The sequence below is a fragment of the Puia sp. genome (genome assembly GCF_036500295.1).
Lineage (GTDB): Bacteria > Bacteroidota > Bacteroidia > Chitinophagales > Chitinophagaceae > Puia.
Genome location: NZ_DASYCH010000048.1, coordinates 1 through 22466 on the forward strand (window position 1 = coordinate 1; position 22466 = coordinate 22466).

General features: G+C 53.0%; 19 protein-coding genes. 10 read left to right on the forward strand and 9 right to left on the reverse strand.

Annotation, left to right across the window (positions count from 1 at the left end; genetic code table 11):
* Positions 1 to 43 precede the first annotated feature (43 nt).
* Complete coding sequence (locus VGM48_RS10090) at positions 44 to 2569, forward strand: ATP-dependent Clp protease ATP-binding subunit (RefSeq protein ID WP_331578627.1); 2526 nt, start codon at positions 44 to 46, stop codon at positions 2567 to 2569.
* Positions 2570 to 2622: 53 nt separating this feature from the next.
* Positions 2623 to 3300: a (d)CMP kinase gene (gene cmk / locus VGM48_RS10095; RefSeq protein ID WP_331578629.1), complete on the forward strand. Its 678-nt coding sequence runs from the start codon at positions 2623 to 2625 to the stop codon at positions 3298 to 3300.
* Between the two features lie 8 nt (positions 3301 to 3308).
* Here the strand turns inward: cmk and VGM48_RS10100 are convergent, their stop codons facing one another.
* The 6 genes from VGM48_RS10100 to VGM48_RS10125 form a co-directional block, all read right to left on the reverse strand.
* Positions 3309 to 3461 (reverse strand): VOC family protein, encoded by a 153-nt coding sequence (locus tag VGM48_RS10100; RefSeq protein ID WP_331578631.1) that lies wholly within the window; start codon positions 3459 to 3461, stop codon positions 3309 to 3311.
* Positions 3446 to 3568 (reverse strand): hypothetical protein, encoded by a 123-nt coding sequence (locus VGM48_RS10105; protein WP_331578633.1) that lies wholly within the window; start codon positions 3566 to 3568, stop codon positions 3446 to 3448. The genes VGM48_RS10100 and VGM48_RS10105 overlap by 16 nt, the downstream gene beginning before the upstream one ends.
* A 150-nt stretch (positions 3569 to 3718) precedes the next feature.
* Entirely contained in the window at positions 3719 to 3946 is a 228-nt protein-coding gene (locus VGM48_RS10110) for a hypothetical protein (protein ID WP_331578635.1), read from the reverse strand.
* A 166-nt stretch (positions 3947 to 4112) separates the two neighbouring features.
* The gene (locus VGM48_RS10115) at positions 4113 to 6305 is read right to left on the reverse strand and encodes a glutamine synthetase III (RefSeq protein ID WP_331578637.1); all 2193 of its coding nucleotides are present in this window, start codon (positions 6303 to 6305) and stop codon (positions 4113 to 4115) included.
* A gap of 111 nt (positions 6306 to 6416) precedes the next feature.
* Complete coding sequence (locus tag VGM48_RS10120; protein WP_331578639.1) at positions 6417 to 7661, reverse strand: hypothetical protein; 1245 nt, start codon at positions 7659 to 7661, stop codon at positions 6417 to 6419.
* A 7-nt stretch (positions 7662 to 7668) separates the two neighbouring features.
* Complete coding sequence (locus VGM48_RS10125) at positions 7669 to 8814, reverse strand: glycosyltransferase family 4 protein (protein ID WP_331578681.1); 1146 nt, start codon at positions 8812 to 8814, stop codon at positions 7669 to 7671.
* 39 nt (positions 8815 to 8853) lie between these two features.
* Between VGM48_RS10125 and purL the strand changes: the two genes are divergently transcribed.
* Entirely contained in the window at positions 8854 to 11073 is a 2220-nt protein-coding gene (gene purL, locus VGM48_RS10130; RefSeq protein WP_331578641.1) for a phosphoribosylformylglycinamidine synthase subunit PurL, read from the forward strand.
* Here the strand turns inward: purL and VGM48_RS10135 are convergent.
* Complete coding sequence (locus VGM48_RS10135) at positions 11045 to 12145, reverse strand: acyltransferase (protein ID WP_331578643.1); 1101 nt, start codon at positions 12143 to 12145, stop codon at positions 11045 to 11047. The genes purL and VGM48_RS10135 overlap by 29 nt on opposite strands.
* Before the next feature lie 71 nt (positions 12146 to 12216).
* On the opposite strand from VGM48_RS10135, the gene rfaD reads away from it, so the two are divergent.
* On the forward strand, positions 12217 to 13206 hold the full coding sequence (rfaD, locus tag VGM48_RS10140; protein ID WP_331578645.1) for an ADP-glyceromanno-heptose 6-epimerase: 990 nt from the start codon (positions 12217 to 12219) through the stop codon (positions 13204 to 13206).
* Entirely contained in the window at positions 13203 to 14000 is a 798-nt protein-coding gene (proC, locus tag VGM48_RS10145; protein ID WP_331578647.1) for a pyrroline-5-carboxylate reductase, read from the forward strand. The genes rfaD and proC overlap by 4 nt, the downstream gene beginning before the upstream one ends.
* Positions 14001 to 14085: 85 nt before the next feature.
* Here the strand turns inward: proC and VGM48_RS10150 are convergent, their stop codons facing one another.
* Positions 14086 to 15198, reverse strand: coding sequence for a hypothetical protein (locus tag VGM48_RS10150; protein ID WP_331578649.1), 1113 nt, complete (start codon positions 15196 to 15198; stop codon positions 14086 to 14088).
* 282 nt (positions 15199 to 15480) lie between these two features.
* Between VGM48_RS10150 and VGM48_RS10155 the strand changes: the two genes are divergently transcribed.
* From VGM48_RS10155 to VGM48_RS10170, 4 genes are all read left to right on the forward strand, one after another.
* Positions 15481 to 15663 carry a hypothetical protein gene (locus VGM48_RS10155; RefSeq protein WP_331578651.1) on the forward strand — a complete coding sequence of 61 codons (183 nt, stop codon included), beginning with the start codon at positions 15481 to 15483 and terminating at the stop codon, positions 15661 to 15663.
* Positions 15664 to 15913: 250 nt separating this feature from the next.
* Positions 15914 to 17572: a CTP synthase gene (locus VGM48_RS10160; protein ID WP_331578653.1), complete on the forward strand. Its 1659-nt coding sequence runs from the start codon at positions 15914 to 15916 to the stop codon at positions 17570 to 17572.
* Between the two features lie 47 nt (positions 17573 to 17619).
* Positions 17620 to 19455, forward strand: coding sequence for a membrane protein insertase YidC (yidC, locus tag VGM48_RS10165; RefSeq protein ID WP_331578655.1), 1836 nt, complete (start codon positions 17620 to 17622; stop codon positions 19453 to 19455).
* A gap of 49 nt (positions 19456 to 19504) precedes the next feature.
* Positions 19505 to 20170, forward strand: coding sequence for a hypothetical protein (locus tag VGM48_RS10170; RefSeq protein WP_331578657.1), 666 nt, complete (start codon positions 19505 to 19507; stop codon positions 20168 to 20170).
* Between the two features lie 23 nt (positions 20171 to 20193).
* On the opposite strand, the gene VGM48_RS10175 is transcribed toward VGM48_RS10170, so the two are convergent.
* A complete protein-coding gene (locus VGM48_RS10175; RefSeq protein WP_331578659.1) occupies positions 20194 to 20598 on the reverse strand; it encodes a hypothetical protein in 405 nt (134 codons plus the stop codon).
* Between the two features lie 274 nt (positions 20599 to 20872).
* Between VGM48_RS10175 and VGM48_RS10180 the strand changes: the two genes are divergently transcribed.
* A complete protein-coding gene (locus VGM48_RS10180) occupies positions 20873 to 22294 on the forward strand; it encodes a tetratricopeptide repeat protein (RefSeq protein WP_331578661.1) in 1422 nt (473 codons plus the stop codon).
* The last annotated feature ends 172 nt before the right edge of the window (positions 22295 to 22466 follow it).

The window sequence follows — 22466 nt, forward strand, 5'->3', positions numbered from 1 at the left end:
CAAAAATATTCGTTATTATTGTATAAAGCTCAATAACTTAAAAATGGATAATAATTTTTCAGCCCAGGTAAAGGAGATTATATCGTTCAGCAGGGAGGAAGCTTTGCGACTGGGGAACGATTTTATCGGTACGGAGCATTTGTTGCTGGGGTTGATCCGTGAGGGCGACAATACGGCTGTCCGCATTTTGAAGAGTTTCAATGTGGACCTGTACGAATTGCGCAAGGAGGTGGAGATGGCTGTGAAGGATAAAACCGGCAAGAATATCGCCAACATCAATAGTCTGCCGCTGACCAAACAGGCGGAAAAGGTTATACGTGTGACGGTACTGGAAGCAAAAGCTCTCAAAAGCCCGACCGTAGAGACTGAACATCTAATGCTCTCCATCCTGAAGAACAAAGAAAACATTGCTACACAAATTTTAAATCAATTCGACGTGGATTACGACTTGTTTAGAAATGAATTGGGAGTGGTGAAAAGCAACGACGTTCGCAGTGAATACGCGGAGGAGAACGACGACGATTTCGACGAGGAAAAGAAGTATTCCCAGCAGAAGGCGCGTTCGGCGGGCAATGCCAAGAGCAAGACGCCTGTCCTCGATAATTTTGGCCGGGATATCACCCGGCTGGCCGAGATGGGGGCATTGGATCCCATCGTTGGCCGGGAAGAGGAGATCGAGCGGGTATCGCAGATCCTTTCGCGCCGTAAGAAGAACAATCCGATACTCATCGGGGAACCGGGCGTGGGTAAGACCGCGATCGTAGAAGGCCTGGCCCTGCGGATCGTTCAGCGGAAGGTTTCGCGGGTATTGTTTGACAAACGCGTTATTTCCCTTGATCTTGCCGCGCTGGTCGCCGGTACCAAGTACCGGGGTCAGTTCGAAGAAAGGATGAAGGCAATCATGAACGAACTCGAGAAGAACCGGGATGTGATCCTGTTTATCGATGAGATCCATACGATTGTGGGGGCGGGCGGCGCCAGCGGAAGCCTGGACGCTTCGAATATCTTCAAGCCGGCCCTGGCCCGCGGAGAGCTCCAGTGCATCGGCGCCTCCACCCTTGACGAGTACCGGATGTATATCGAAAAGGATGGCGCGCTGGATCGCCGGTTCCAGAAGGTGATGGTCGATCCCCCGAGTGTGGAAGAGACCATCCAGATCCTGAACAATATCAAGTCCAAATACGAAGATTATCACAACGTCACCTACTCCGATGATGCCATCGACGCCTGTGTGAAGCTGAGCGACCGGTATATGACCGACCGCCTGCTGCCGGACAAGGCTATCGACGTGCTGGATGAGGTTGGCGCAAGGGTGCATCTTAAAAATATCAACGTCCCGCAGAATATCGTCGATCTGGAGAAGAAGATCGAAGATGTGAAGAACGAAAAGAACAAGGTGGTGAAGAGCCAGAAGTTCGAAGAGGCTGCTTCGCTCCGGGATACGGAAAAGCGTTTGCAGGAAGAGCTGGAAAAGGCGAAGGCCGAGTGGGAAGAAGAAAGCAAGCACAAACGTTATCCCATCGATGAGGATAATATCGCCGAGGTGGTGAGTATGATGACCGGTATCCCCGTCAAACGGATGGTACAGGCAGAGACGGAGAAACTGCGGAATATGGCGATCGACATGCGGGGCATGGTCGTCGGCCAGGACGAGGCGATCACCAAAGTGGTAAAGGCCATCCAGCGTAACCGGGTCGGTTTGAAGGATCCGAAGAAGCCGATCGGTACCTTTATCTTCCTCGGGCCTACCGGGGTTGGTAAAACGGAATTGGCCCGGGCATTGTCCCGTTATATGTTCGATTCCGAAGATTCGCTGATCCGGATCGATATGAGCGAATACATGGAGAAATTCACGGTTAGCCGGTTGATCGGTGCGCCTCCCGGATATGTTGGTTATGAAGAAGGCGGGCAGCTGACGGAACGAGTTCGTCGCAAGCCCTATTCGGTGATCCTGCTCGATGAGATCGAGAAAGCCCACCCGGATATCTACAATATCCTGTTGCAGGTGCTTGATGACGGCCAGCTGACGGACGGTCTTGGCCGGAAGGTCGACTTCAAGAATACGCTGATCATCATGACCTCCAATATCGGGGTCCGTCAGCTGAAGGATTTTGGCGACGGGGTCGGTTTTGCGACGGCGGCGCGGACACAGAACGTGGACGAGAACAACAAGGCGGTTATCGAAAAGGCGCTGAAACGCACCTTCTCTCCCGAGTTTCTGAACCGGATCGACGATGTGGTGATCTTCAACGCGCTGAACAAGGAACATATCTTCCAGATCATCGATATCCTGATGAGGGGCGTGCTGAAACGGCTCAACAACCTTGGATTCACGCTCGAACTGACCGATGAGGCAAAGAGCTTTATCGCAGACAAGGGCTATGATGCGCAGTTCGGGGCGAGACCGTTGCACAGGGCTATCCAGAAATACCTGGAAGATCCCCTGGCGGAAGAGATCCTGAACATGAATATCAAGAACGGGGATGTCCTCATCGCTGACCTGGACAAGGAGAATTCGAAGATCAAGTTCTCATTGAAGGAAAAGACAAAGGAAAAATCTGAGGCATAAATGTTAATCGAATAAAAAAACGCCGCACCTTTGGTGCGGCTTTTTTTATGTTTATGAAGAAGATTACCATTACTATCGACGGCTGGTCATCCTGTGGCAAGAGCACGCTGGCTAAACAGCTGGCCCGGGAGCTGCATTATGTCTATATCGACAGCGGCGCCATGTACCGGGCTATCACCCTCTATTTTCTCCGGCATCATGTGGATTGGACGATTCCGGCCGCGGTGGATGAGGCTTTGACGCATATCAAGCTGGAGTTTGTAACGAATCACAAGAGCGGGCAGACGGAGATGTGGCTGAACGGGGAGAATGTGGAATACGTGATCCGGGACCTGGTGATCGCCGAGAAGGTGAGTGAAGTGGCGGCCGTGAAGGCGGTGCGGGACTATGCGGTGGCCAAGCAGCAGGAGATGGGTAAAAAGAAGGGGATCGTCATGGACGGCCGGGATATCGGGACAGTCGTGTTCCCTCATGCGGAACTGAAGATCTTTATGACGGCCGATGAGAAGGTAAGGGTACAGCGCCGGTTTAAGGAACTCTACGAGAAGAACCCGAATATTACGCTGGAAGAGGTGAAGCAGAACCTGTCCCACCGGGATTATATCGATTCGCACCGGGAGATCAGCCCATTGCGGCAGGCAGAGGATGCGTTGGTGCTGGATAATTCGCATTTGTCGATCAAGCAGCAGCTGGAGATCGCGGAAGGATGGGTGAAGCAACGGATGCAATAGCCCGGAGTCTATTCCGGGATCAGCTGCGGGTTCCAGACAATCTCCCATAAATGCCCATCGGTGTCCTGGAAATAACCGGAATACCCACCCCAGAAGGTGTTCTGCCCGGGCTTGACGAGATGCGCACCCGCTTTTTGCGCGGTTTTTAGGATCTCATCCACTTGCCGATGATGCCCTGTGTCGGGAGGCCCAGGCCGTCGTGGTAAAAGGTCAGGGATCGTTCGAGGTTGTCTACGCCCAGTGTCAGAACGGTAAATCTTGGTTCCATATTTTTTGCCGGTTGAGTTGAGAACAGCAGGATCAGAAGGGGGATGAGGATGAAGCTGCGCATTTTTAAACAAAGTTAGTCCCGGGCCAGCCTGCTGACCGTGAGGCGGCCTTTTGCCCGTTGGATATCCGCGATGAGGGGTTGGATGGGTTAGGAGGGGGCTGCCAGGCGGCGGAGGAAGAACTCATCGAGGGATAGGTTGGGAGCTGGGATGACGGGATCGATCACGGGGATCAGGGTCCGGTCGAATTCGACGGTCCGATCGGCGGCGTCCCTGAGCAGTAACGGGTCATAGAAAAAGGAGAAGCCACCGGGTTTGAAGCGGATACCGGTCAGGCTGGTCGAGGGGGGCCGGACCATTTCGATATAACGGGTCATGCTCCCCACGAGATAGGCTTCGCCGGCCGCCATCGGGACGACGCCATTGCTGGTGGAGAAGGAGGGGCCGGAACTCCAGGTAGAGGAGGGACTCCATACCCTAAATATAAAAAAAAGGCCCGTGAATCCGTTTGGACTCGCGGGCCTTTGTATTGCGGGTGAGATATTAGCGCAAGAAGAGCAGTTCGCGGTATTTCGGCAGGACCCATTCCTTGTCGTCGACGAGGAGTTCGAGTTTGTCCACGTGGTAGCGGATCTGGTCGAAGAAGGGTTCTTTTACCTGGCTGTTATAGGCGATGGCCTTGGTGCGGGTAGCGGTGATGTTATTGGCGACCTTCCGGGCGTCGATCATCTTGCTAACCATCTCGCTTACCTTGCCGATGTGCAGGGAGATCTTTTCGAGGATCTGCTGCTGGTTCGAATAGGCGGCTTGCGGCAGGCCGAGATCTTTCAGGCCCCTGATGTTTGCGATCAGGGTGTTCTGATACTTGATGGCCGGCGGCAGGACGTGGCTGGTAGCCATTTCGCCCATGATGCGGGCTTCGATCTGTACGCGTTTGATATATTTTTCCAGTTCGATCTCATGGCGTGCTTCCAGCTCGATGTGGGAGTAAACGCCGTTCGATTCGTACAGGTGTTTTGCCTTTTCGGTGACCATGGCATCGAGGGCCAGCGGAGTGGTGCGGACATTGGGCAGACCGCGTCTTTCGGCTTCATGGTGCCATTCGTCGCTGTAGCCGTCGCCTTCGAAGAGAACCTTTTCGCTGCTAACTACATATTCGCGAATGACATGCATGAGAGCGATCTCTTTCTTCTCGCCTTTTTCGATGAGGGCGTCAACATCTTTCTTGAACTTCTTCAGCGTTTCTGCCAGGATCGTATTTACGGCGATCATCGCATTGGCGCAGTTGGCGCTGGAACCCACGGCGCGGAACTCGAACTTATTACCGGTGAAAGCGAACGGTGAAGTCCGGTTGCGGTCGGTATTGTCGAGCAGCAGCTCGGGAATGCTGCGGTGCAGATCGAGCTTGAGGATGGCTTCATCCTGTTCGTCGAATTTATCGCCGACCCGCTCTTTTACGTCGGCCAGGACCTTGCTCAGGTATTCGCCGATGAAAACGGAGATGATGGCGGGAGGCGCTTCGTTTGCACCGAGACGAAAATCATTGCCGGCCGAGGCGATGGAGGCGCGAAGAACATCAGAATATTCGTAAACGGCTTTGATCGTATTGACGAAGAACGTGAGGAACATGAGGTTGGTCTTCGGCGTCTTGCCGGGAGCCAGGAGGTTGACACCGGTGTCGGTGGCCATGCTCCAGTTGTTGTGTTTCCCGCTGCCGTTGATGCCGGCGAAGGGTTTCTCCATCAGCAGTACGCGCAGTTTGTGACGACGTGCGACGCGGTCCATGACATCCATCAGGAGCATGTTATGATCCACGGCTACGCTCACTTCTTCGAAAATGGGAGCACACTCATACTGAGCGGGCGCCACCTCGTTGTGACGGGTGCGAAGCGGGATGCCCAGTTTGTAGGCTTCCTGCTCGTAGTCCCGCATGAAAGCGTATACGCGTTCGGGAATGCTGCCAAAATAGAGATCTTCCAGTTGCTGGCCTTTTGCCGGGGCATGACCGAAGACGGTGCGACCGCTCATTACCAGGTCGGGACGGGCGTTGAACAAACCTTCGTCGACGACAAAGTATTCCTGTTCCCAACCCAGGGTGGCGGTAACCTTGCTGACGTTTTTATCAAAGTAATGGCAAACCTCTACTGCAGCCTTATCGAGGGATGCGAGGGCCTTTAACAGCGGCGCCTTATAATCGAGGGACTCGCCGGTATAGGAAACGAAGATGGTAGGCAGGCAGAACGTTTTGCCGGCGCCGACCTCCATAATAAATGCGGGGGAAGAGGGATCCCATGCGGTGTAGCCACGTGCTTCGAAAGTAGCGCGGAGGCCGCCGCTGGGGAAGGAAGAGGCATCGGGTTCCTGTTGGATCAGCGCCGCGCCGTCAAACTCTTCGATGGGAGTGCCATCGCTTTTTATCGTAAAGAACGAATCATGCTTTTCAGCCGTGGTTCCGGTGAGCGGTTGAAACCAGTGGGTAAAGTGGGTGACACCCTTTGCCTCAGCCCATTGCCGCATGCCGGATGCGATCTGATTGGCTACGGTGCGATCGATCTTCTTGCCACCGCGAATAGAAGCCAGCAGGCTTTTATAAGCTTCATCACTTAAAAATTCCCTTGCCGTCTTAAGGGTAAAAACATTTTCGCCGAAGATGGCGGTGATCTTGGCGGTACCCGGGACCGGGGTTCCGTCAGACGTCGCTAGATTGTCAATCGCTTTGAATCTTAATGAGGACATGCTTGAAAAGTTTTAGCGAAACTACAATGATTGAGGGATATTAACACAAATTTTTGAGCTCTTTTGATCAAAAATGAGCATAAGATGAGAGAAAGCATCATATTAAATAATTCATAATTTGTGTGATAAGTAGCTGTGTAACCGTTCGTTCAGGGTTTGGAAAAGGGGCAGGGTGCGCAGGGAGTGGAGGAAGGGGGCCAGCAGAAAGAGCAGGTAGATGGAGCGGTAGCGGACGATGGCGCCGGCGAAGGGGATCATCATGCCGACGGTGAGCATGCCGAATAGGGCGAAAACGAGGCAAAAGAGGCCAAAGGTGGTAATGAGCGGCTCTTTGGAGAGGCGCATGGGGTTCTGGCGATTACGAATGGTTCGTAGAATGGCGAAAAGGACGATTCCCCAGATGGCCAGCAATTCCAGAGAGAAGATAAAATATACCGGTTGGCCGCCCATGCCGGGGAGGGGCTGGAACAAGCCATTGAGAAGGGCGTAGGGAAGGATGGCGAGCAGGCTGCTCCAGGAGCCGTTGAGCGTCGGAAGGAAGAGCCGGGAGTGGCCTTCGAGGCTCATGAATTCCTGTTGTCGTCTGGCGATGATCACAGGCAGATCGAAAAGCGGCAGGATGAGGAGGATGAACAGGATCAGGGTGATGGCGCCGCCCAGCAGGATCTTTCGGCGGGCGCGGCGTTTGGCGGCGACCCACCAGCAGAATAGCGCCGGGAGGAGCGGGATGGCGAAGGCGATGCGGAAGTACGCAATACCTAGGAGGCACAATCCACCAAGAAATGCGTGTTTGAGGGAGATGCCGCGGGTCAGCAGGCGATGCATATTGAATAGCAGGAAGCCCATCAGCAGATAGAGGACAGCCTCCCGATGGATGCAGGAGGTCCAGAACAGGACGGAGGGAAGCAGGAAAACGGTAAAGGATGTCAGGGGGTCGTCGGGGAAGCGCTGGCGGAAGACGCGGAAAAGGGCGATGTTACCGAGGAAGACGATGAAGGCAAAGAGGAGGGTGTTGACCGCGAGGCTGCCGAGTGAAAAGCAGTTGAGCAGCATCTGGATATAGATGATCCCGTTGTGGGTGATGTGGGTCAGGGTATTGTTATCCGACTTCCAGAGTGCGAATTGGGACAGCAGCCGGTGGCGGTACATGAAGCTTTTTTCGAAATTGTCCCAGACATCGCCATGTCCCGGGTAATAGCGCCAGGCGATGGCGTTGTGGATCCAGCCTGTGGCGACGTGGATGGCGAACAGGAGTTGCAGCAAGGCCGGTTTGATCCCGCTTTTGCGGATGAAACGCAGCCTGGCGATCCCGTAGGCGCAGAGGATATAATATAAGATCAACAGGAGAATATGCATGGCAAGGTTATTCGTGGCCGGTTTCCCGGAGGGTGTTTATTTTCTCAAGATAGATCCCGGCTACGGTTTCCTGTGTATAACGCTGTAAAACCCGATTCCGGCCATCGACCCCCATCTGTTTTTTTGCGGCGGGCGGTAAATGATAATAGGCGGCCATCTTGGCGGCGAGGGCGGCGCCGTCTTTTTCGGCGCAGAGATAGCCGTTGACCCCTTCTTCGATCAGCGCCCGGCATCCGGCGGTGTCGGAGGCGATGAGTGCCTTGCACATGCTTGCGCCTTCCAGCAGGCTTAACGGCAGTCCTTCGCGGTAGGAAGGCAGGACGATACAGTCGGCCTGTTCGATAAAGGGGCGGACGTCGTCGGCGTGGCCGAGATAGGCGATGAGTCCGCGGTTTGTCCATTCCTCCACCTGGGTGCGGGGGATGGCGACGGGGTTGGCCTCGTCGAAGAAACCCAGGATCTGGCATTGAACGGAGAGTCCCTGTCGTTGCAGTCGTTCTGCTGCTTCGACGAATTCATAGATCCCTTTATGGCGGATGAGCCGGCCGATGAGCAGGAAGGTGACGGTCTGCTTTTGGGTTTGCGGATCATAGGGGGCGGGAAAGAAATGGGCGGTGTCTACGCCTTCACCCGGCAGGAGAAAGGTTTTATCCTGCGGGACGATGTGCTGGGAGGTGAATATGCGGCGGTCGTCCTCGTTGAGAAACCAGACCTCGGTGGATTTTCGCAGTTCGCGGCGATAGCCGATGCGGACGCCGCGTTGGAGCCATCCTTCGCCCGAGAAGGTATAGCCGAGGCCCGTGATCACGCTGACGGCGGGGATACCGGCGCGGGCGGCGGCGCGGGTGCCATACAGGTTGGCTTTGACGGTATAGTGAAAGATGATGCCGGGCCTCAGTGAACGATAATGCCGGTATAATTCGCGGTAGAGCCGGTAGTCCTGGACGGGAGAGATACTTTTTGCGTGGAAATGGTGTAATTCAATATAGGAGAGACCGGGGAGGTGTTCAAATTTCCCGGTATAGGCATCACGGGGCGCCAGCACGAATATGGCGAACCCTTTATGCAGCAGTCGTTCAATAAGATAGAGCCTGAATTTGTAGATACTCCAACTAGTGTTTGCTACAAAAGCGATCCTCCCTTTTGCGGTCATAAGTCGCAAACGTACTGATTTTCTCGTACTTTTGCGCCCATGGAAATAACCGTTAAAACGGCCGAACAGCTCCGGTTGACAGCGGAGGAATTTAGTCTGATCCAGGAAAAACTTGGCCGTACCCCCAATTTTACGGAATTATGTGCTTTCAGCGCCATGTGGAGCGAGCACTGCAGCTATAAGAACTCGATCAAGTGGCTCAAGACCCTTCCGAGGGATGGCCAGAAGATGTTGGTGAAGGCCGGCGAAGAGAATGCCGGGCTGATGGACATCGGGGATGGCCATGGGGTCGTCTTTAAGATAGAGTCGCACAACCATCCTTCGGCGATCGAACCCTTTCAGGGAGCGGCGACCGGGGTTGGGGGTATCCATCGAGATATTTTCACGATGGGGGCCAGACCGATCGCTTCGCTCAATTCCCTGCGTTTCGGCAATATAAAAGAGGCGAAGACCCAGCACCTGCTGTCCGGCGTGGTGCATGGCATCGGTCATTACGGCAACTGTTTCGGGGTGCCGACGGTTGGCGGGGAGATCTACTTTGAAGATTGTTATCATACCAATCCGCTGGTGAATGCGATGAGTGTGGGTATCCTGAAGAATGGGGAGACGATTTCCGCCACGGCCAAGGGCAAGGGTAATCCCGTGATCTTTGTGGGCAGCGCCACGGGCAAGGATGGGATCGGCGGGGCGTCTTTTGCTTCGGCCAATATCACCGGTGAAAGTACAAAGGAGTTGCCGGCCGTGCAGGTGGGTGATCCTTTCCAGGAGAAGAAATTGCTGGAAGCCTGTCTGGAGGTGATCCATACCGGAGCGGTCGTCGGCATGCAGGACATGGGCGCCGCGGGTATCATCTGTTCGACTGCGGAGATGAGTGCCAAGGGTGAGGTCGGGATGCGGATCGATCTGGATCTTGTTCCGTCGCGTCAGGAAAATATGAAGGCCTGGGAGCTGTTGCTTAGCGAAAGCCAGGAGCGGATGCTGATGGTCGTGCAGAAGGGACGGGAAGCCGAGGTGGTTCGCATTTTTGAAAAATGGGATCTGCCTGCGGCGGCAATCGGGGAGGTGACGGATGACGGGCTGCTGAAATTCTTTATGAACGGGCAGCAGGAAGCGGAGATCCCCGCGTATGAGCTGGTGTTGGGTGGCGGTGCGCCGCAATATGACCGGCCCTACAGTGAGCCGGGATATCTGAAGAAGATAAAGGCGTTTGATGCCCGTCAGGTGACGGTGCCGGATGATCTGCGGGCAGTTGCGGAACAGCTTGTCGCCTTGCCGAATATTGCGTCGAAGAAATGGGTGGCGGTGCAATATGACTCTACGGTCGGCGCCGCCAACACGTCCACGAATGAGCCCAGTGATGCCGCGGTGGTGTTGGCTAAGGGAACGGAGAAGGCGCTGGCGGTGACAACGGACTGCAATAGCCGCTATGTGTTTGCCGATCCTTACAAAGGTGCGATGATCGCTGTCGCCGAGGCGGCGAGGAATATCGTTTGCAGTGGTGGCCAGCCGCTTGGGGTAACCAACTGTCTCAATTTTGGAAATCCTTATGACCCGGAAGTATATTATCAGTTTGTCAATGCGATAAAGGGGATGGGTGATGCGTGCAGGAAGTTTGATACACCGGTCACCGGGGGCAATGTCAGCTTTTACAATCAGAATCCTGACGGAGCGGTCTATCCGACACCGACGATCGGGATGGTAGGTTTGCTGGACAGTATCAAGAACAAGATGACGCTGGACTTCAAAGAAGAAGGAGATATACTCTTTCTGTTGGGGAACAGTCATGACGATATTGCGTCTTCCGAATATCTGCACAAGGTGCAGAAAGTGGAGTTCAGTCCCGCGCCGCGGTTCGATATCGATGAAGAGTGGGCTTTGCAGCAGAAGGTGGCAGAACTGATCAACCGAAAGATCATCCGCAGTGCGCATGATGTCAGCGAAGGCGGGCTTTTCATCACGCTGGCGGAGTCGGCCTTTCCGCGGGGACTTGGTTTTGATGTCGTTGCCGGTGATGCCTCGATCCGTAAGGATGCATATTGGTTTGGCGAGGCGCAAAGCCGGGTCGTGGTAAGCGTCGCTGCTTCCAAGGTGGATGAGCTGAAGAAGGCGCTGGGTGGTTTTCCGGCTACGGAGCTGGGCTTTGTCACCGGCGGTAGTTTCGAGGTGGACGGGATGGATTGGGGGATGGTTGGGGAGTGGAAAGAGCGATATGATTCGGCGCTCGGGAATTTTATGTCCCGGCTGGTGGAGATGGAGTAAGCCGGGAAGGGCTTTCTTTTCTCAGCCATTTCAATAGCGGGACCTCCACCCATTTATAGAACGGCAGGCAGCCAACCAGGGCGAGGACGGCATTGATGGGGATTGCCAGATCCGGCGGAAGGAATAGCCCTACCCGGAGATAGATGGCGCCGATGGCCCCGAAGATAAGATAGTGGAAGAGATAGATGGAATAGGAGGCATCGCCAAGCAGGAGGAGGAGCGGGTGTTTTTGAAAGAACCCGGTCGAGCCCGATCTTTCCAGTAATACGCAGCCGGTGACGACGAGGGCGGCCGAGCTGCCCCAGCAGAGGGCATGAACATACCGGAGACTACGGATCTCCGGCGCGGGGATGGCCTCAAAGTTATAGAAGCCGGTGAGCATCAGCGTGAGGCTGAGCCCGATGCCCAGCCACAAGATCGCCTGAATGCTTTTTTTGCCGGGTGTCCAGCGTTGACAGAGATAGGCGGTGCCCACTCCCAGAAGGAACTCAAATATCAGGGGATCGGTATATAACCCGAGAAAGCCCAGCGGCCAGCGTCGCAGGAACCAGCCGAGGATGATCAGGGATATCAGCACTGCACTCAACAGCTTCGTCTTTTTTTGTACCCCGGCGAGGATCAGCAGAAAAAAGAGAAAATAAAAATACCATTCGAAGGACAGGGTCCAGGCCTGGGTGAGGATCGGCAGCTGGTTGTTCAGGACGGGGAACAGGATGGCCGAGGTCAGGATCTGGGCATCCGGGGGTGCCGGCCGGGCGTGTCGCCAAAAGGATGGCAACCAGACGATGAGGGTGATCAGTGTGGCGGCATAGTAGATCGGATTGATCCTTCTGAACCGGTGCCAGAGGAAGTTGAGGGCCTGGGACCGGCCGTTCAGCCGGTTGGCGGATGTATAGATGACGAAGCCGGAGATGACGAAGAAGAGGTCCACGCCATAGGCGCCCAGAGAGGCGTGGAGCGCGGTGCGCTGGTGCCCGTTGGCCGCAAAGAAACACATCTGGTTTATACTGTGCATATAGACGACCATTGCGGCGGCCAATGCACGGAGTATTTGAATGGAACCCAATTTCATACGGCTGTGTTATATTTGTATGCGGGCTGAGGCGCCGCGTACATTTTCGGATCAAATATAGAATTGAATTCATGAATAGGCAATATATAGTTGTAACCGGCGCGGCCGGGTTTATCGGCAGCTGTCTGGTTGGGTTTCTCAACCAGCATGGACATACGGACCTTATCCTGGTGGATGAGTTTGGCGATGCGGCGAAGGAACCTAATCTCGCGGGGAAGACCTATTCCGAGAAGGTAGAGCGGGAGGTATTTTTCGATTGGCTTGGGACGCGAAAGCCGGCTATTTCTTTTGTATTTCACATCGGCGCCCGGACCGATACCACCGAATTCGATTATTCCATCCATGAACGGCTGAACGTAGAGTATTCCCGGAAGATCTGGGAGTATTGTACGAAGCAGGGCATTCCGCTGGTGTATGCCTCGTCGGCCGCGACCTATGGCGCAGGGGAAAAAGGCTACGAGGACCGGCATGATCTGCCTTATGAGCTGAAGCCGCTGAACCCATATGGGGTATCGAAGAATGAATTTGACAAATGGGCATTGGATGAGGTGGCGAAAGGGGCAAAGGCGCCGCCATTCTGGGCGGGTTTGAAGTTTTTCAATGTGTATGGGCCCAATGAGTATCATAAGGGGCGGATGGCCAGTGTGATCTTTCATTCCTTTAACCAGATAAAGAAAGATGGATATGTAAAACTGTTCCGCAGTCACCGGCCGGATTATAAGGATGGGCAGCAGCTGCGGGACTTTGTGTATGTAAAGGATGTCATGAAAGTGTGTTACTGGCTGATGGAGAACCGGCCTGCATCGGGATTATACAACCTGGGGACGGGGAAGGCGAGGTCTTTTGAAGACCTGGTAAAGGCCACGTTCGCGGGGCTTGACCTTCCCGCGCGGATCGAGTATATCGATATGCCGGAAGATATCCGGGACAAGTATCAATACTTTACCGAGGCGAAGATGGAAAAGTTGCGGAGCGTGGGTTACAAGAATGCTTTCCACAGTTTGGAAGAAGGGGTCATCGACTATGTTCGGAATTACCTGGCAAAGAAAGACTACTTATGAATAAGAAGATCGCGATCATCGGGGGCGGCAATCTGGGAACGGCTATTGCCGAAGGATTGATCCAAAGTGGATTTGTGTTGCCGAAGCATATCCTTATCACCAAGCGGAATATTCATACGTTGCATGAACTGGAGCGAAAGGGCGTTCTTGTGAGCGATAAGAATGAGGAGGCGGTGCGTTATGCGGACCTGGTCATCCTGGCGGTGAAGCCTTTCCAGGTAAACGATATCCTTTTGGCGTTGAAGAGTGAGTTTCGTGCGGACAAGCAGGTGTTGGTGTCGGTGGTCACGGGTGTCAGCATCGAGCATATCACCGGCTTTCTCGGCAATGGGGTACCGGTGGTAAGGGCCATGCCGAACACGGCCATTGCGATCCAGGAGAGCATGACCTGTGTTGCGTCCCGGAATGTCGGAGACGAGCATCTTCAATATGTGATGGATATTTTCAACCAGTTGGGCAAGGCGGTGAGGATCGAGGAGAAGCTGATGGATGCGGCGACGGTCCTGGGCGCCTGCGGGACTGCTTTTGCCATGCGGTATATCCGGGCGAACATCCAGGGGGGCATCGAGATCGGCTTTGATGCCGCGACGGCCAACCTGATCGCTGCGCAGACGGTGAAGGGGGCGGCGGAGCTTTTGTTAAAGAAGGGGTCTCACCCCGAGCAGGAGATCGACAAGGTGACCACGCCCAAGGGTTGTACGATCGCAGGGTTGAATGAGATGGAGCATCGCGGGTTCAGTTCGTCGCTGATCAAGGGACTGGTCGCGAGCTATGATAAAATTGCGAAGGACTGACCGGCCCGGGGGCCGATCGACCAAAGGTCAGACATAAGCGGATCGAGGCCGGGGGCGATACTGGTGAAAAGCCCGCCGGAGCCGATCAATATACTCCGCCGGAGTCCATATCCACCGTATAGATGCGTTGTTGCAGGGAGGGCACTTTCCTGGTTGGACCGGGATAGAAACCGCCTGGGCTGCCGGGGATGAGCCTACCGGTTGGGGTGATGACCGATGGCGTGGGCGTCACCACCTGAAGGTCCTGCATTGTCCATTCTTTATAGGCCTGGCTATAGAAGTAGAACGCCTTTCCTTCCTTCCACACGGGGAACAGTCTTCCCTCCCGCATGATAAATATTGTTTTTCCGTCGCAATAACCCCAGGCATCGTGGCAGTATTGGGAAGCGCCGTTCTTGTCCTTTACATATAGCAGCCTGCCGTCTTTTTCCTGGCGGACCTCAAAACTTTGAATGGAGGGCGTATTGTCCCTAAATTCCTGGAAGCTGGCATATACGCCGGGGACCGGGGAGACGGAGCCCGTGATCGCCGGGTCGAACCGGGACCGGTTGAATTGGCGGATCTCGTCCAGCTGCAGGCGGCGGCCCCGTTCGGCCCGGATGAGGGTGAGCGAGGATGCGCTATCGGTCATCCCGGTCAGGACGGCGGTGAGATCATTCTCCCAAAGAGAATAATAACTATTCCAGTTGTTATATGGGTTGCTGCGTTTATAGGTTTGCAGGGTATCGAAACGGATGATGGGTACGTAGAAGCTATCGTTATACGCGTAGATCTCGGCTTTCAGGCGGATATGCGTCCGGTGGGTCATGACCTCGGGGTCTTTTACCTTATCCTCCCTTAAATAATTGGCATCGGAAAGCCAGAGATTGCGCAGGACGATCAGGGCGGACCAGTGGGCGCCGGGGCGGGCAAAGCTTTTGTTCAGGTAGCCGGCGATCTCCGAGGCGACGGGTTGCCGGAAGATGAGCTGGCGATTTCGGGAATGTCCGAAGGTGGGGATGAAGGTATGGATACCGATGCGGGCGGTGTCGGCGCGCTGGTCGATCACCTCAAAATGGTTGAAGGCGCCTGTTGCGAGGGGATCGGGTGTCCTTAAATTAATGGTAATGGTGGGAAGGGTAGACAGGGTGGCCGTCGATTGGGCCCGGGGAGCCAGGGAAAGGCCGAGCAGCCCGATAATGGATATTGGGTATTTCATGGTAGTGGTACGAATCCCTTACAAAATAGAAAAAAAACGCGTTCTTTTTAATACTATTTTATATTATATATAACTGATTGTGAAAAGGTTGGAAAAGGTGAGCAAAGGGAAAAGCAGCACGTGAAATTCCTATGAAAACAGGCTGATTTCTACCTTGTAAGGAAAATAAACGGGTATTATCTTGCGTTTGTTTGACTGCGGGGCTGTAAATTTGCGCCGCGAACCGGAAAATAGTCGCAACGAATATCTTAATCCCTGGAAAAGACCTAAATCCAATAAATAATGAAAAGAAAGACCCTTACCGGACTTGTACTAGTCGTCGAGATCGCATCAATCGCCATTTTACACGCAGTAAAGATCAATCACTCGGAAAAAACAGCCGCTAAAGAGATTTCCCGGAACATGTCGGGAGAAACGATGGATATCCGGGTAAAACCGGCTATTTCGCTTGCCGTCCTGAAATAAGCATTTACCGAATAATAAATGAGGCCCAACCTAGGTTGGGCCTCATTTATTTATAAGTTATCCACACGGGTTTTTGCGGCATTACAAATTACTGTAACTTTGCATGACCTCCTTGAATTTCCCTTCATTTATGGTTTTCAGCGGGTCAAATGCAGCGGCCAGGATTTACATGTTCAGACTAAGGTATTGTTTTTCACCTGTCGCCTAACAACAAAACAACGCATTTAATAATAAGTTAATTGACCATACTATGGCTAAGTATGTTTTTGTAACAGGTGGTGTGACTTCTTCACTGGGAAAAGGGATCATTGCGGCTTCGCTTGCTAAATTATTGCAGGCGAGGGGACTGAGGGTTACGATCCAGAAGTTTGACCCGTATATCAATGTCGATCCCGGTACGCTGAACCCTTATGAGCATGGGGAGTGCTATGTGACCGAAGATGGTGCGGAGACCGATCTTGACCTTGGCCATTACGAGCGATTTTTAAACATTTTTACTTCGCAGGCAAATAATGTGACGACGGGGCGGATCTACCAGACGGTGATCAATAAGGAGCGGGAAGGGGCGTATCTGGGCAAGACGGTGCAGGTCATCCCGCATATCACCGATGAGATCAAGCGGCGGATGCTTTTGCTGGGCCAGGGGAACAAATATGATATCATCATTACGGAGCTTGGCGGAACGGTGGGGGATATCGAGTCGCTACCGTTTATAGAAGCTGTTCGTCAGCTGCAGTGGGAGATGCCGGAAGAGGATTGTGTGGTGCTCCACCTTACCCTGATACCTTATCTGAAGGCCGCTAAAGAGTTGAAAACCAAGCCAACACAACATAGTGTCAAGCTGCTTAGCCAGGAGGGAGTTCATCCCGATGTGATCGTTTGCCGGACGGAAGAGTCGTTGTCGCCGGATATCCGCAAGAAGATCGCGCTGTTTTGTAATGTAAAGCCCGAGGCGGTGATCGAGGCATTGGATGCGCCTACGATCTATGAGGTTCCGTTGCTGATGATGCGGGAAAAGCTGGATCTTATTTGTCTGAAGAAGCTGAACATTACGCATTACCATGAGCCGGAGCTGTCGCGTTGGAAGGAATTCCTTGACAAGTTAAAATACCCGAAGAGCAAGGTCACGATCGGGCTTATCGGAAAATATATCGAGCTGCAGGATGCTTACAAGTCGATCCTGGAGTCTTTTGTTCATGCCGGCGCGATGAATGAGTGCAAGATCCAGGTGGTGAATGTCCACAGTGAATTCATCACCGAGGACAATGTGGGGGAGAAGCTGGCCAACCTGGACGGGTTGCTGGTGGCGCCGGGTTTTGGGCATCGTGGCGTTGAAGGGAAGATTATAGCTGTACGGTATGCAAGGGAAAACAAATTACCCTTTTTTGGTATTTGTCTTGGGATGCAGATGGCGGTGATCGAGTATGCCAGAAATGTCCTGGGGTTGAAGGACGCGCATTCCACGGAGATGAATGTGCATACGCCTCATCCGGTGATCGACCTGATGGAGGAGCAGAAGAAGGTTACCACCAAGGGCGGGACCATGCGGCTGGGTTCATATCCCTGTGCCTTGAAGGAAGGGTCGCTAGCCAGCCGGATCTATGACGGGAGGGCGGAGATCACCGAACGGCACCGTCATCGTTGGGAACTGAATAATGGTTATCTGCAGCAATTCGAGCAGTCGGGTCTGATCCCCAGCGGGAACAATCCGGAAAGCGGGCTGATAGAGATCGTCGAGTTGTCCACTCATACTCATCCTTTCTTTTTTGGAGTGCAATACCATCCGGAGCTGAAGAGCACGGTTGAGAGTCCCCAGCCGATCTTTGTTCATTTTATCAAGGCTGCCAAGGAGTTTGCCGAAGCCAAAAGTGCGGTTAAGAATCCGTTGTTACAGAGTGAGATGATATAGGAAGATAGCTGTATATTCGCACTTCCTAAAAAAAAGGTAATATGGGAATGGATCGTAATACGATTATCGGCTTTGTGTTGCTTGGGCTTTTGTTATTCGTTTATCTCTATATCAATACCAAGAGCAGTCATGAATTGGAGGCTCAGCGGAAGCATATCGCCGATAGCGTGGCGGTTGTAACCAAGGCGCGTGAGGCTGCGGCCGAGCGGGTGCGGGAAGCGGCTGTGAAGCCGGACAGCAGTACCGTGGCGCCGGCGGTGGTAGATACGACCGGATTTAACCCGGCTTTCAAGGGCACTGAGCAGCTGGTGACGGTAGAGAACGATCTCGTAAAGGTGGTTTTTAGCAATAAGGGTGGTCAGCCCGTGGATGTGGAACTGAAGAAGTTCAAGTCGTATGACAGCACACCGGTGAAGCTGGTAGGACCCAACAGCCGGATCAGTTATCCGATCAATACTGGGTCCGGGGTTGCCGATATCGCGGAATTATATTTCAAGCCCGGGCAGGTGGTCAAGAATGCGGATGGCAGCCAGACGGTGCGTTTCCGGTTGCCGACGCCTGCGGGGGAGGCTATCGAGCATGAGTATACCCTGCCGGCCAACGATTACATGCTGGACTGGAACGTGAACGTGATTAATCCGGAAAAGCTTTTCTCCCAAAATAACTTCAACATTGGCTGGCATATCGAGGCGCAGAGGGCGCAGAACAATATCTCCGAGGAGCGCCGGCTGACCAGTATCGGATTCTACGAGGATAACCGGTTTGACTATATGTCTTCAAAGAACGAGCGGACCTTTGAGAAGCCCGTTGAGTGGGTGTCGGTTTCACAGCAATTTTTCAACACGACGCTGGTCGCCAAGAGCGGGTTTAGCGCGGGCAGCGTTAAATGGCAGCGGGAGACGGCTGATTCTTCCAATATCGTTGCGCGGGGCGAGATAGCGCTGCAGGCAAAGGTTCCGGCCACGGCGAATGCCAATCTGCAGTTGCGGTTGTACTACGGGCCCAATGATTTTTCCATCCTGGACAAGGAAGAGCCGGGGATGACGCATATCATCGACCTGGGACGGGGGATCTATTCCTTTGTCCGGCCGGTGAACGTGTATGTGCTCATGCCGGTGTTCAACTTCTTCAAACGATATATCAGCAGTTTTGGGATTGCGATCCTGTTGCTGACCTTATTTATCCGGTTGTTCACTTCTCCGCTGGTATATAGCAGTTATCTCAGTGGTGCCAAGATGAAGGCATTGCGACCTGAGATCGAGGCCATGAAAAAGAGGGTGGGTGGTGATCAGCAGCAGATGGGAATGGAGCAGATGAAGCTATTCCGGGAGGCCGGTGTCAATCCGTTGGGCGGCTGTATCCCGGCGCTTTTGCAGATCCCGATCTTCTTTGCGTTGTACAGTTTCTTTAGCAGCAATATCGGGCTGCGGGGGGAACATTTTTTGTGGAGCCATGACCTCTCGTCGTTTGACAGCATTTTGCATTTTGGATTTTCGATCCCGGGGTATGGCGATCATGTGAGTCTTTTTGCGCTGTGTGCGGTGGCGACGAGCTTTCTGATCTCGCTTTACGGGATGAGCATGACCCCTGACCAGAGCAATCCGGCCATGAAGTATATGCCTTATATCATGCCGGTGTTCCTGTTGGTTTTCTTCAACCGGCTGGCTTCGGCGCTGACCTGGTATTATACGGTGTCCAACGTGATCACCCTGGCTTTGCAGTTTGTGATCCAGCACTACATCATCGATCATACGAAGATCCTTGCCAAGCTGCAGGAGAACCGGACCAAGCCCAAGACGAAGTCTAAGTGGCAGGAGCGGCTCGAGCAGATGCAGGAGGCGCAGAAAGATGCTCAAAAACGCCCGCAGCCACCCCGGAAATAGGAGTAGGGTCATACTTGGAGGTTTGAGGCGTCTTTCTTATTTTTAATGGATGTTTAATATCTGTCGTAACCCTTTATTTCTGTTATTCCTATGCTTCCTTTTCCAGCCAGCGAGGGCCCAGAAGAGGATCTCCGAACTGACCCTGGTGTATGACTATGCCGTCACCATCGAGGGGGGGAATAAGCTGGAGGGGGTTGGGAATGCCTACCATACCCTCTATATAAAGGGCAACAAGAGCCGGAGCGAGATGACCAATCAGCTCTTTTCTTCCACCTCTATTTTTGACGGAAATACCGGTTTTGGGGTGATCCTCAAGGAAGTAAGTGGGCAGAAGCTGCTTATCCGGATGAACCCGGACAACTGGACGGACCGGAACCGGATGTATGAGGGGATCCATTTTACCAACACCAAAGAAACCAAGATCATTGCGGGATATAACTGTGTCAAGGCTACGGGGCAGACCTCGGCCGGGGCTACGGTGACTGTTTTCTATACCCGGGAGCTCCTCCCGGAAAACAAGTCCTACGACCCGATCTTTACCACGCTTGAGGGGTTGCCGTTGGAGTACGAGCTGACCAATGGGAATGTGAAGATCTCCTACCGTTTTTCCAAAATGAGTCTGAATCCGGTGCCGGCGTCCAAGTTCGATATTCCAAGCGGCGGATACCGCGAGATGAACTATGACGAGAGCAAGAAGATGAATGTGGGGGGATAATTTGCGACTGGGAAAAACTCCGCCTATTTATGGCTGCTCATGTTGATATGCAGGTCCAGTAACTGGAGGCTGCTGTTGCCGGTATTGTGCTGCAGGAAGAGGGAGTTGTTGATCTTGTAGCGATAGGGCATGATATACATGCTATTGCCCTTTTCGTAGGTGATTAACGTGTTGAAAGACACATAGTTGGCCTTCTTTTCGGTGCTCAAGAGGACGCTTCCGCTGAAAGAGGGACCTGCTTTGAGGGTGAAACCGGTGGTCGTGCGGATGGGGGTGAAGTTTGTCTTCAGGGTGGTAGTGGTGTTGGACTTCTTGTCACCGCCGCCGCCTTTACTGGCAAAGGCCAAACCGACCACTGTAACCATGATGGCGCTGACGAGCAATTTGCGCGTCAATTTTCTCCATTCTATAGTAATCGGTTTAAGCATCCTGACACAAATATAGTAAAAAAAATTGGGTATTTTTTAACCGCTTATCACAAAATTTAGTAAACCTTTAACGGGCTGAAGGCGATTTAGTTACAGGTTAGTAAATTTTCTTCTTATAAAGATACGTTAAATGGGCAGGGATGGTTGCCCCAGGAGGCCTGTTTTTATCCTCGCGGAGTGGGGTTTTTGTAAGCGAATTCTATTGACATTTGATAAGAAATAAATTTTTCCGGGAGTAGGCATTTATGCTGTAACTTACGATAACCTTTAACACATGCAAGAGAATCCATACCATCAGGACCGAGAAGAAATGAAGGAATTGTTGAAGCAGTATTCGGATTTGAAAAACGGACGGCAGCATTCCTTTTTGGAAGAGGAGGCATTCGAAAGGATAATCGACTATTTTGATGACACGGAGGATCTGACGCAGGCGATCGAGGCGGTGGAATTAGGTATCGAGCAGTATCCATATTCCTCGGCCTTGCTGGTGAAGAAAGCAGACCTGATGATCGCCACCCGCCGGTATTTTGAAGCCCTTGCCATTCTCGAGCAGGTGGAGTTGTTGGATGGCAGCGATATCAATCTTTACATTCTTAAGACGGACGCTTATCTGGCGCTGGATCAGCCGCAGAAGGCTGCGGCCCTGCTGGAGAGCGCGTTGTTGCATTTCGAGGGCGATGAGCGGGTGGAACTGCTTTTCGAGCTTGCGGATGTGTATGACGATTATGAGGAGTTTGATAAGATATTCGATTGTCTGAAGCTGATCCTGGAGCAGGACCCTTCCAATGAGGAAGCGTTGTACAAGATCTGTTTCTGGACCGATTTTACGGGGCGCAACGAAGAGAGTATCCGGCTGCATCAGCAAATCATCGATGAGAAGCCCTATAATGAATTAGCCTGGTTCAACCTGGCTGCGGCTTTCCAGGGGCTGAAGCTGTATGAGAAGGCTGTTGACGCTTATAAGTATGCGTTGGCGATAGATGAGAAATTCGATTATGCTTACCGGAATATGGGTGATGCCTATATCCGGCTGCGGAAGTACCGGGACGCGATCGAGTCGCTGGAGAAAGTGTTGGAGTTGTCGCGGCCGGAGGATGTGATCTATGAGGCGATCGGGCATTGTTATGACAAGCTGGACAACTATGCGCAGGCCCGGTTCTATTACCGGAAGGCCTCGCATCTCAATCCCGACGACAGCAAGCTGTATTACAAGCTAGCCTGTACCTATATCAACGAGGAGCAATGGGGGCAGGCGGTAAAACAGCTGGAAGCGGCCATGCGGATCCACACCATGCAGCCCGAATATAATCTGGCCATGGGTGAGTGCAAGATGCAGTTGGGAGAGTTTAAAGAGGCTATTCAATATTTCTCCAATGTAGTGCGTATCCGGCCGCGGAATATTTCGAGCTGGGAGGCGCTGATCCGTTGTTTGTACAATGCCGAGTATTTCGAGGAAGCGCTCGAGCAGGTGGAGTCGGCTATCCGGATCACGGGGGGAAAACCTTTATTTGTCTTTTATCTTTCTGCCGTATACTTTGCCCTTGGCCGCAGCCGGGAGGGACTTTTGCAGCTGGAGAATGCGATGGCGAAGGCGCCGAAGCTGCTAAAAAAATTGCTGGAGTTGAATCCCGTGATCCTTCAGTATCAGCCCGTGGTGGATATCATCGCGCGGTATAAGAAGAATAAATCTTTCTGAGAGGCCATAAGTTTCCTATTTTTGCCGCGGTTGGGAACCGAGCGGAGCCCGGTTCGTACGCGAGGTCCGACCGAGAGTACAGACATTTTGGTATTGCGGCGAAAAATTATTTTTATGCAATTTTTTGCCGCAATCCGAAGTATTTGCGAAGTGAGCAATGACGGGAGGGTTT

What these genes read in the sequence shown, in the direction of transcription:
- rfaD (WP_331578645.1), top strand. Translation starts at nt 12,217, where the DNA reads ATGAATAGGCAATATATAGTTGTAACCGGCGCGGCCGGGTTTATCGGC.
- cmk (WP_331578629.1), top strand. Translation starts at nt 2,623, where the DNA reads ATGAAGAAGATTACCATTACTATCGACGGCTGGTCATCCTGTGGCAAG.
- VGM48_RS10170 (WP_331578657.1), top strand. Translation starts at nt 19,505, where the DNA reads ATGTTTAATATCTGTCGTAACCCTTTATTTCTGTTATTCCTATGCTTC.
- VGM48_RS10115 (WP_331578637.1), bottom strand. Translation starts at nt 6,305, where the DNA reads ATGTCCTCATTAAGATTCAAAGCGATTGACAATCTAGCGACGTCTGAC.
- VGM48_RS10150 (WP_331578649.1), bottom strand. Translation starts at nt 15,198, where the DNA reads ATGAAATACCCAATATCCATTATCGGGCTGCTCGGCCTTTCCCTGGCT.
- VGM48_RS10155 (WP_331578651.1), top strand. Translation starts at nt 15,481, where the DNA reads ATGAAAAGAAAGACCCTTACCGGACTTGTACTAGTCGTCGAGATCGCA.
- VGM48_RS10110 (WP_331578635.1), bottom strand. Translation starts at nt 3,946, where the DNA reads ATGACCCGTTATATCGAAATGGTCCGGCCCCCCTCGACCAGCCTGACC.
- VGM48_RS10175 (WP_331578659.1), bottom strand. Translation starts at nt 20,598, where the DNA reads ATGCTTAAACCGATTACTATAGAATGGAGAAAATTGACGCGCAAATTG.
- yidC (WP_331578655.1), top strand. Translation starts at nt 17,620, where the DNA reads ATGGATCGTAATACGATTATCGGCTTTGTGTTGCTTGGGCTTTTGTTA.
- VGM48_RS10180 (WP_331578661.1), top strand. Translation starts at nt 20,873, where the DNA reads ATGCAAGAGAATCCATACCATCAGGACCGAGAAGAAATGAAGGAATTG.
- VGM48_RS10135 (WP_331578643.1), bottom strand. Translation starts at nt 12,145, where the DNA reads ATGAAATTGGGTTCCATTCAAATACTCCGTGCATTGGCCGCCGCAATG.
- purL (WP_331578641.1), top strand. Translation starts at nt 8,854, where the DNA reads ATGGAAATAACCGTTAAAACGGCCGAACAGCTCCGGTTGACAGCGGAG.
- proC (WP_331578647.1), top strand. Translation starts at nt 13,203, where the DNA reads ATGAATAAGAAGATCGCGATCATCGGGGGCGGCAATCTGGGAACGGCT.
- VGM48_RS10120 (WP_331578639.1), bottom strand. Translation starts at nt 7,661, where the DNA reads ATGCATATTCTCCTGTTGATCTTATATTATATCCTCTGCGCCTACGGG.
- VGM48_RS10105 (WP_331578633.1), bottom strand. Translation starts at nt 3,568, where the DNA reads ATGGAACCAAGATTTACCGTTCTGACACTGGGCGTAGACAACCTCGAA.
- VGM48_RS10125 (WP_331578681.1), bottom strand. Translation starts at nt 8,814, where the DNA reads ATGACCGCAAAAGGGAGGATCGCTTTTGTAGCAAACACTAGTTGGAGT.
- VGM48_RS10160 (WP_331578653.1), top strand. Translation starts at nt 15,914, where the DNA reads ATGGCTAAGTATGTTTTTGTAACAGGTGGTGTGACTTCTTCACTGGGA.
- VGM48_RS10090 (WP_331578627.1), top strand. Translation starts at nt 44, where the DNA reads ATGGATAATAATTTTTCAGCCCAGGTAAAGGAGATTATATCGTTCAGC.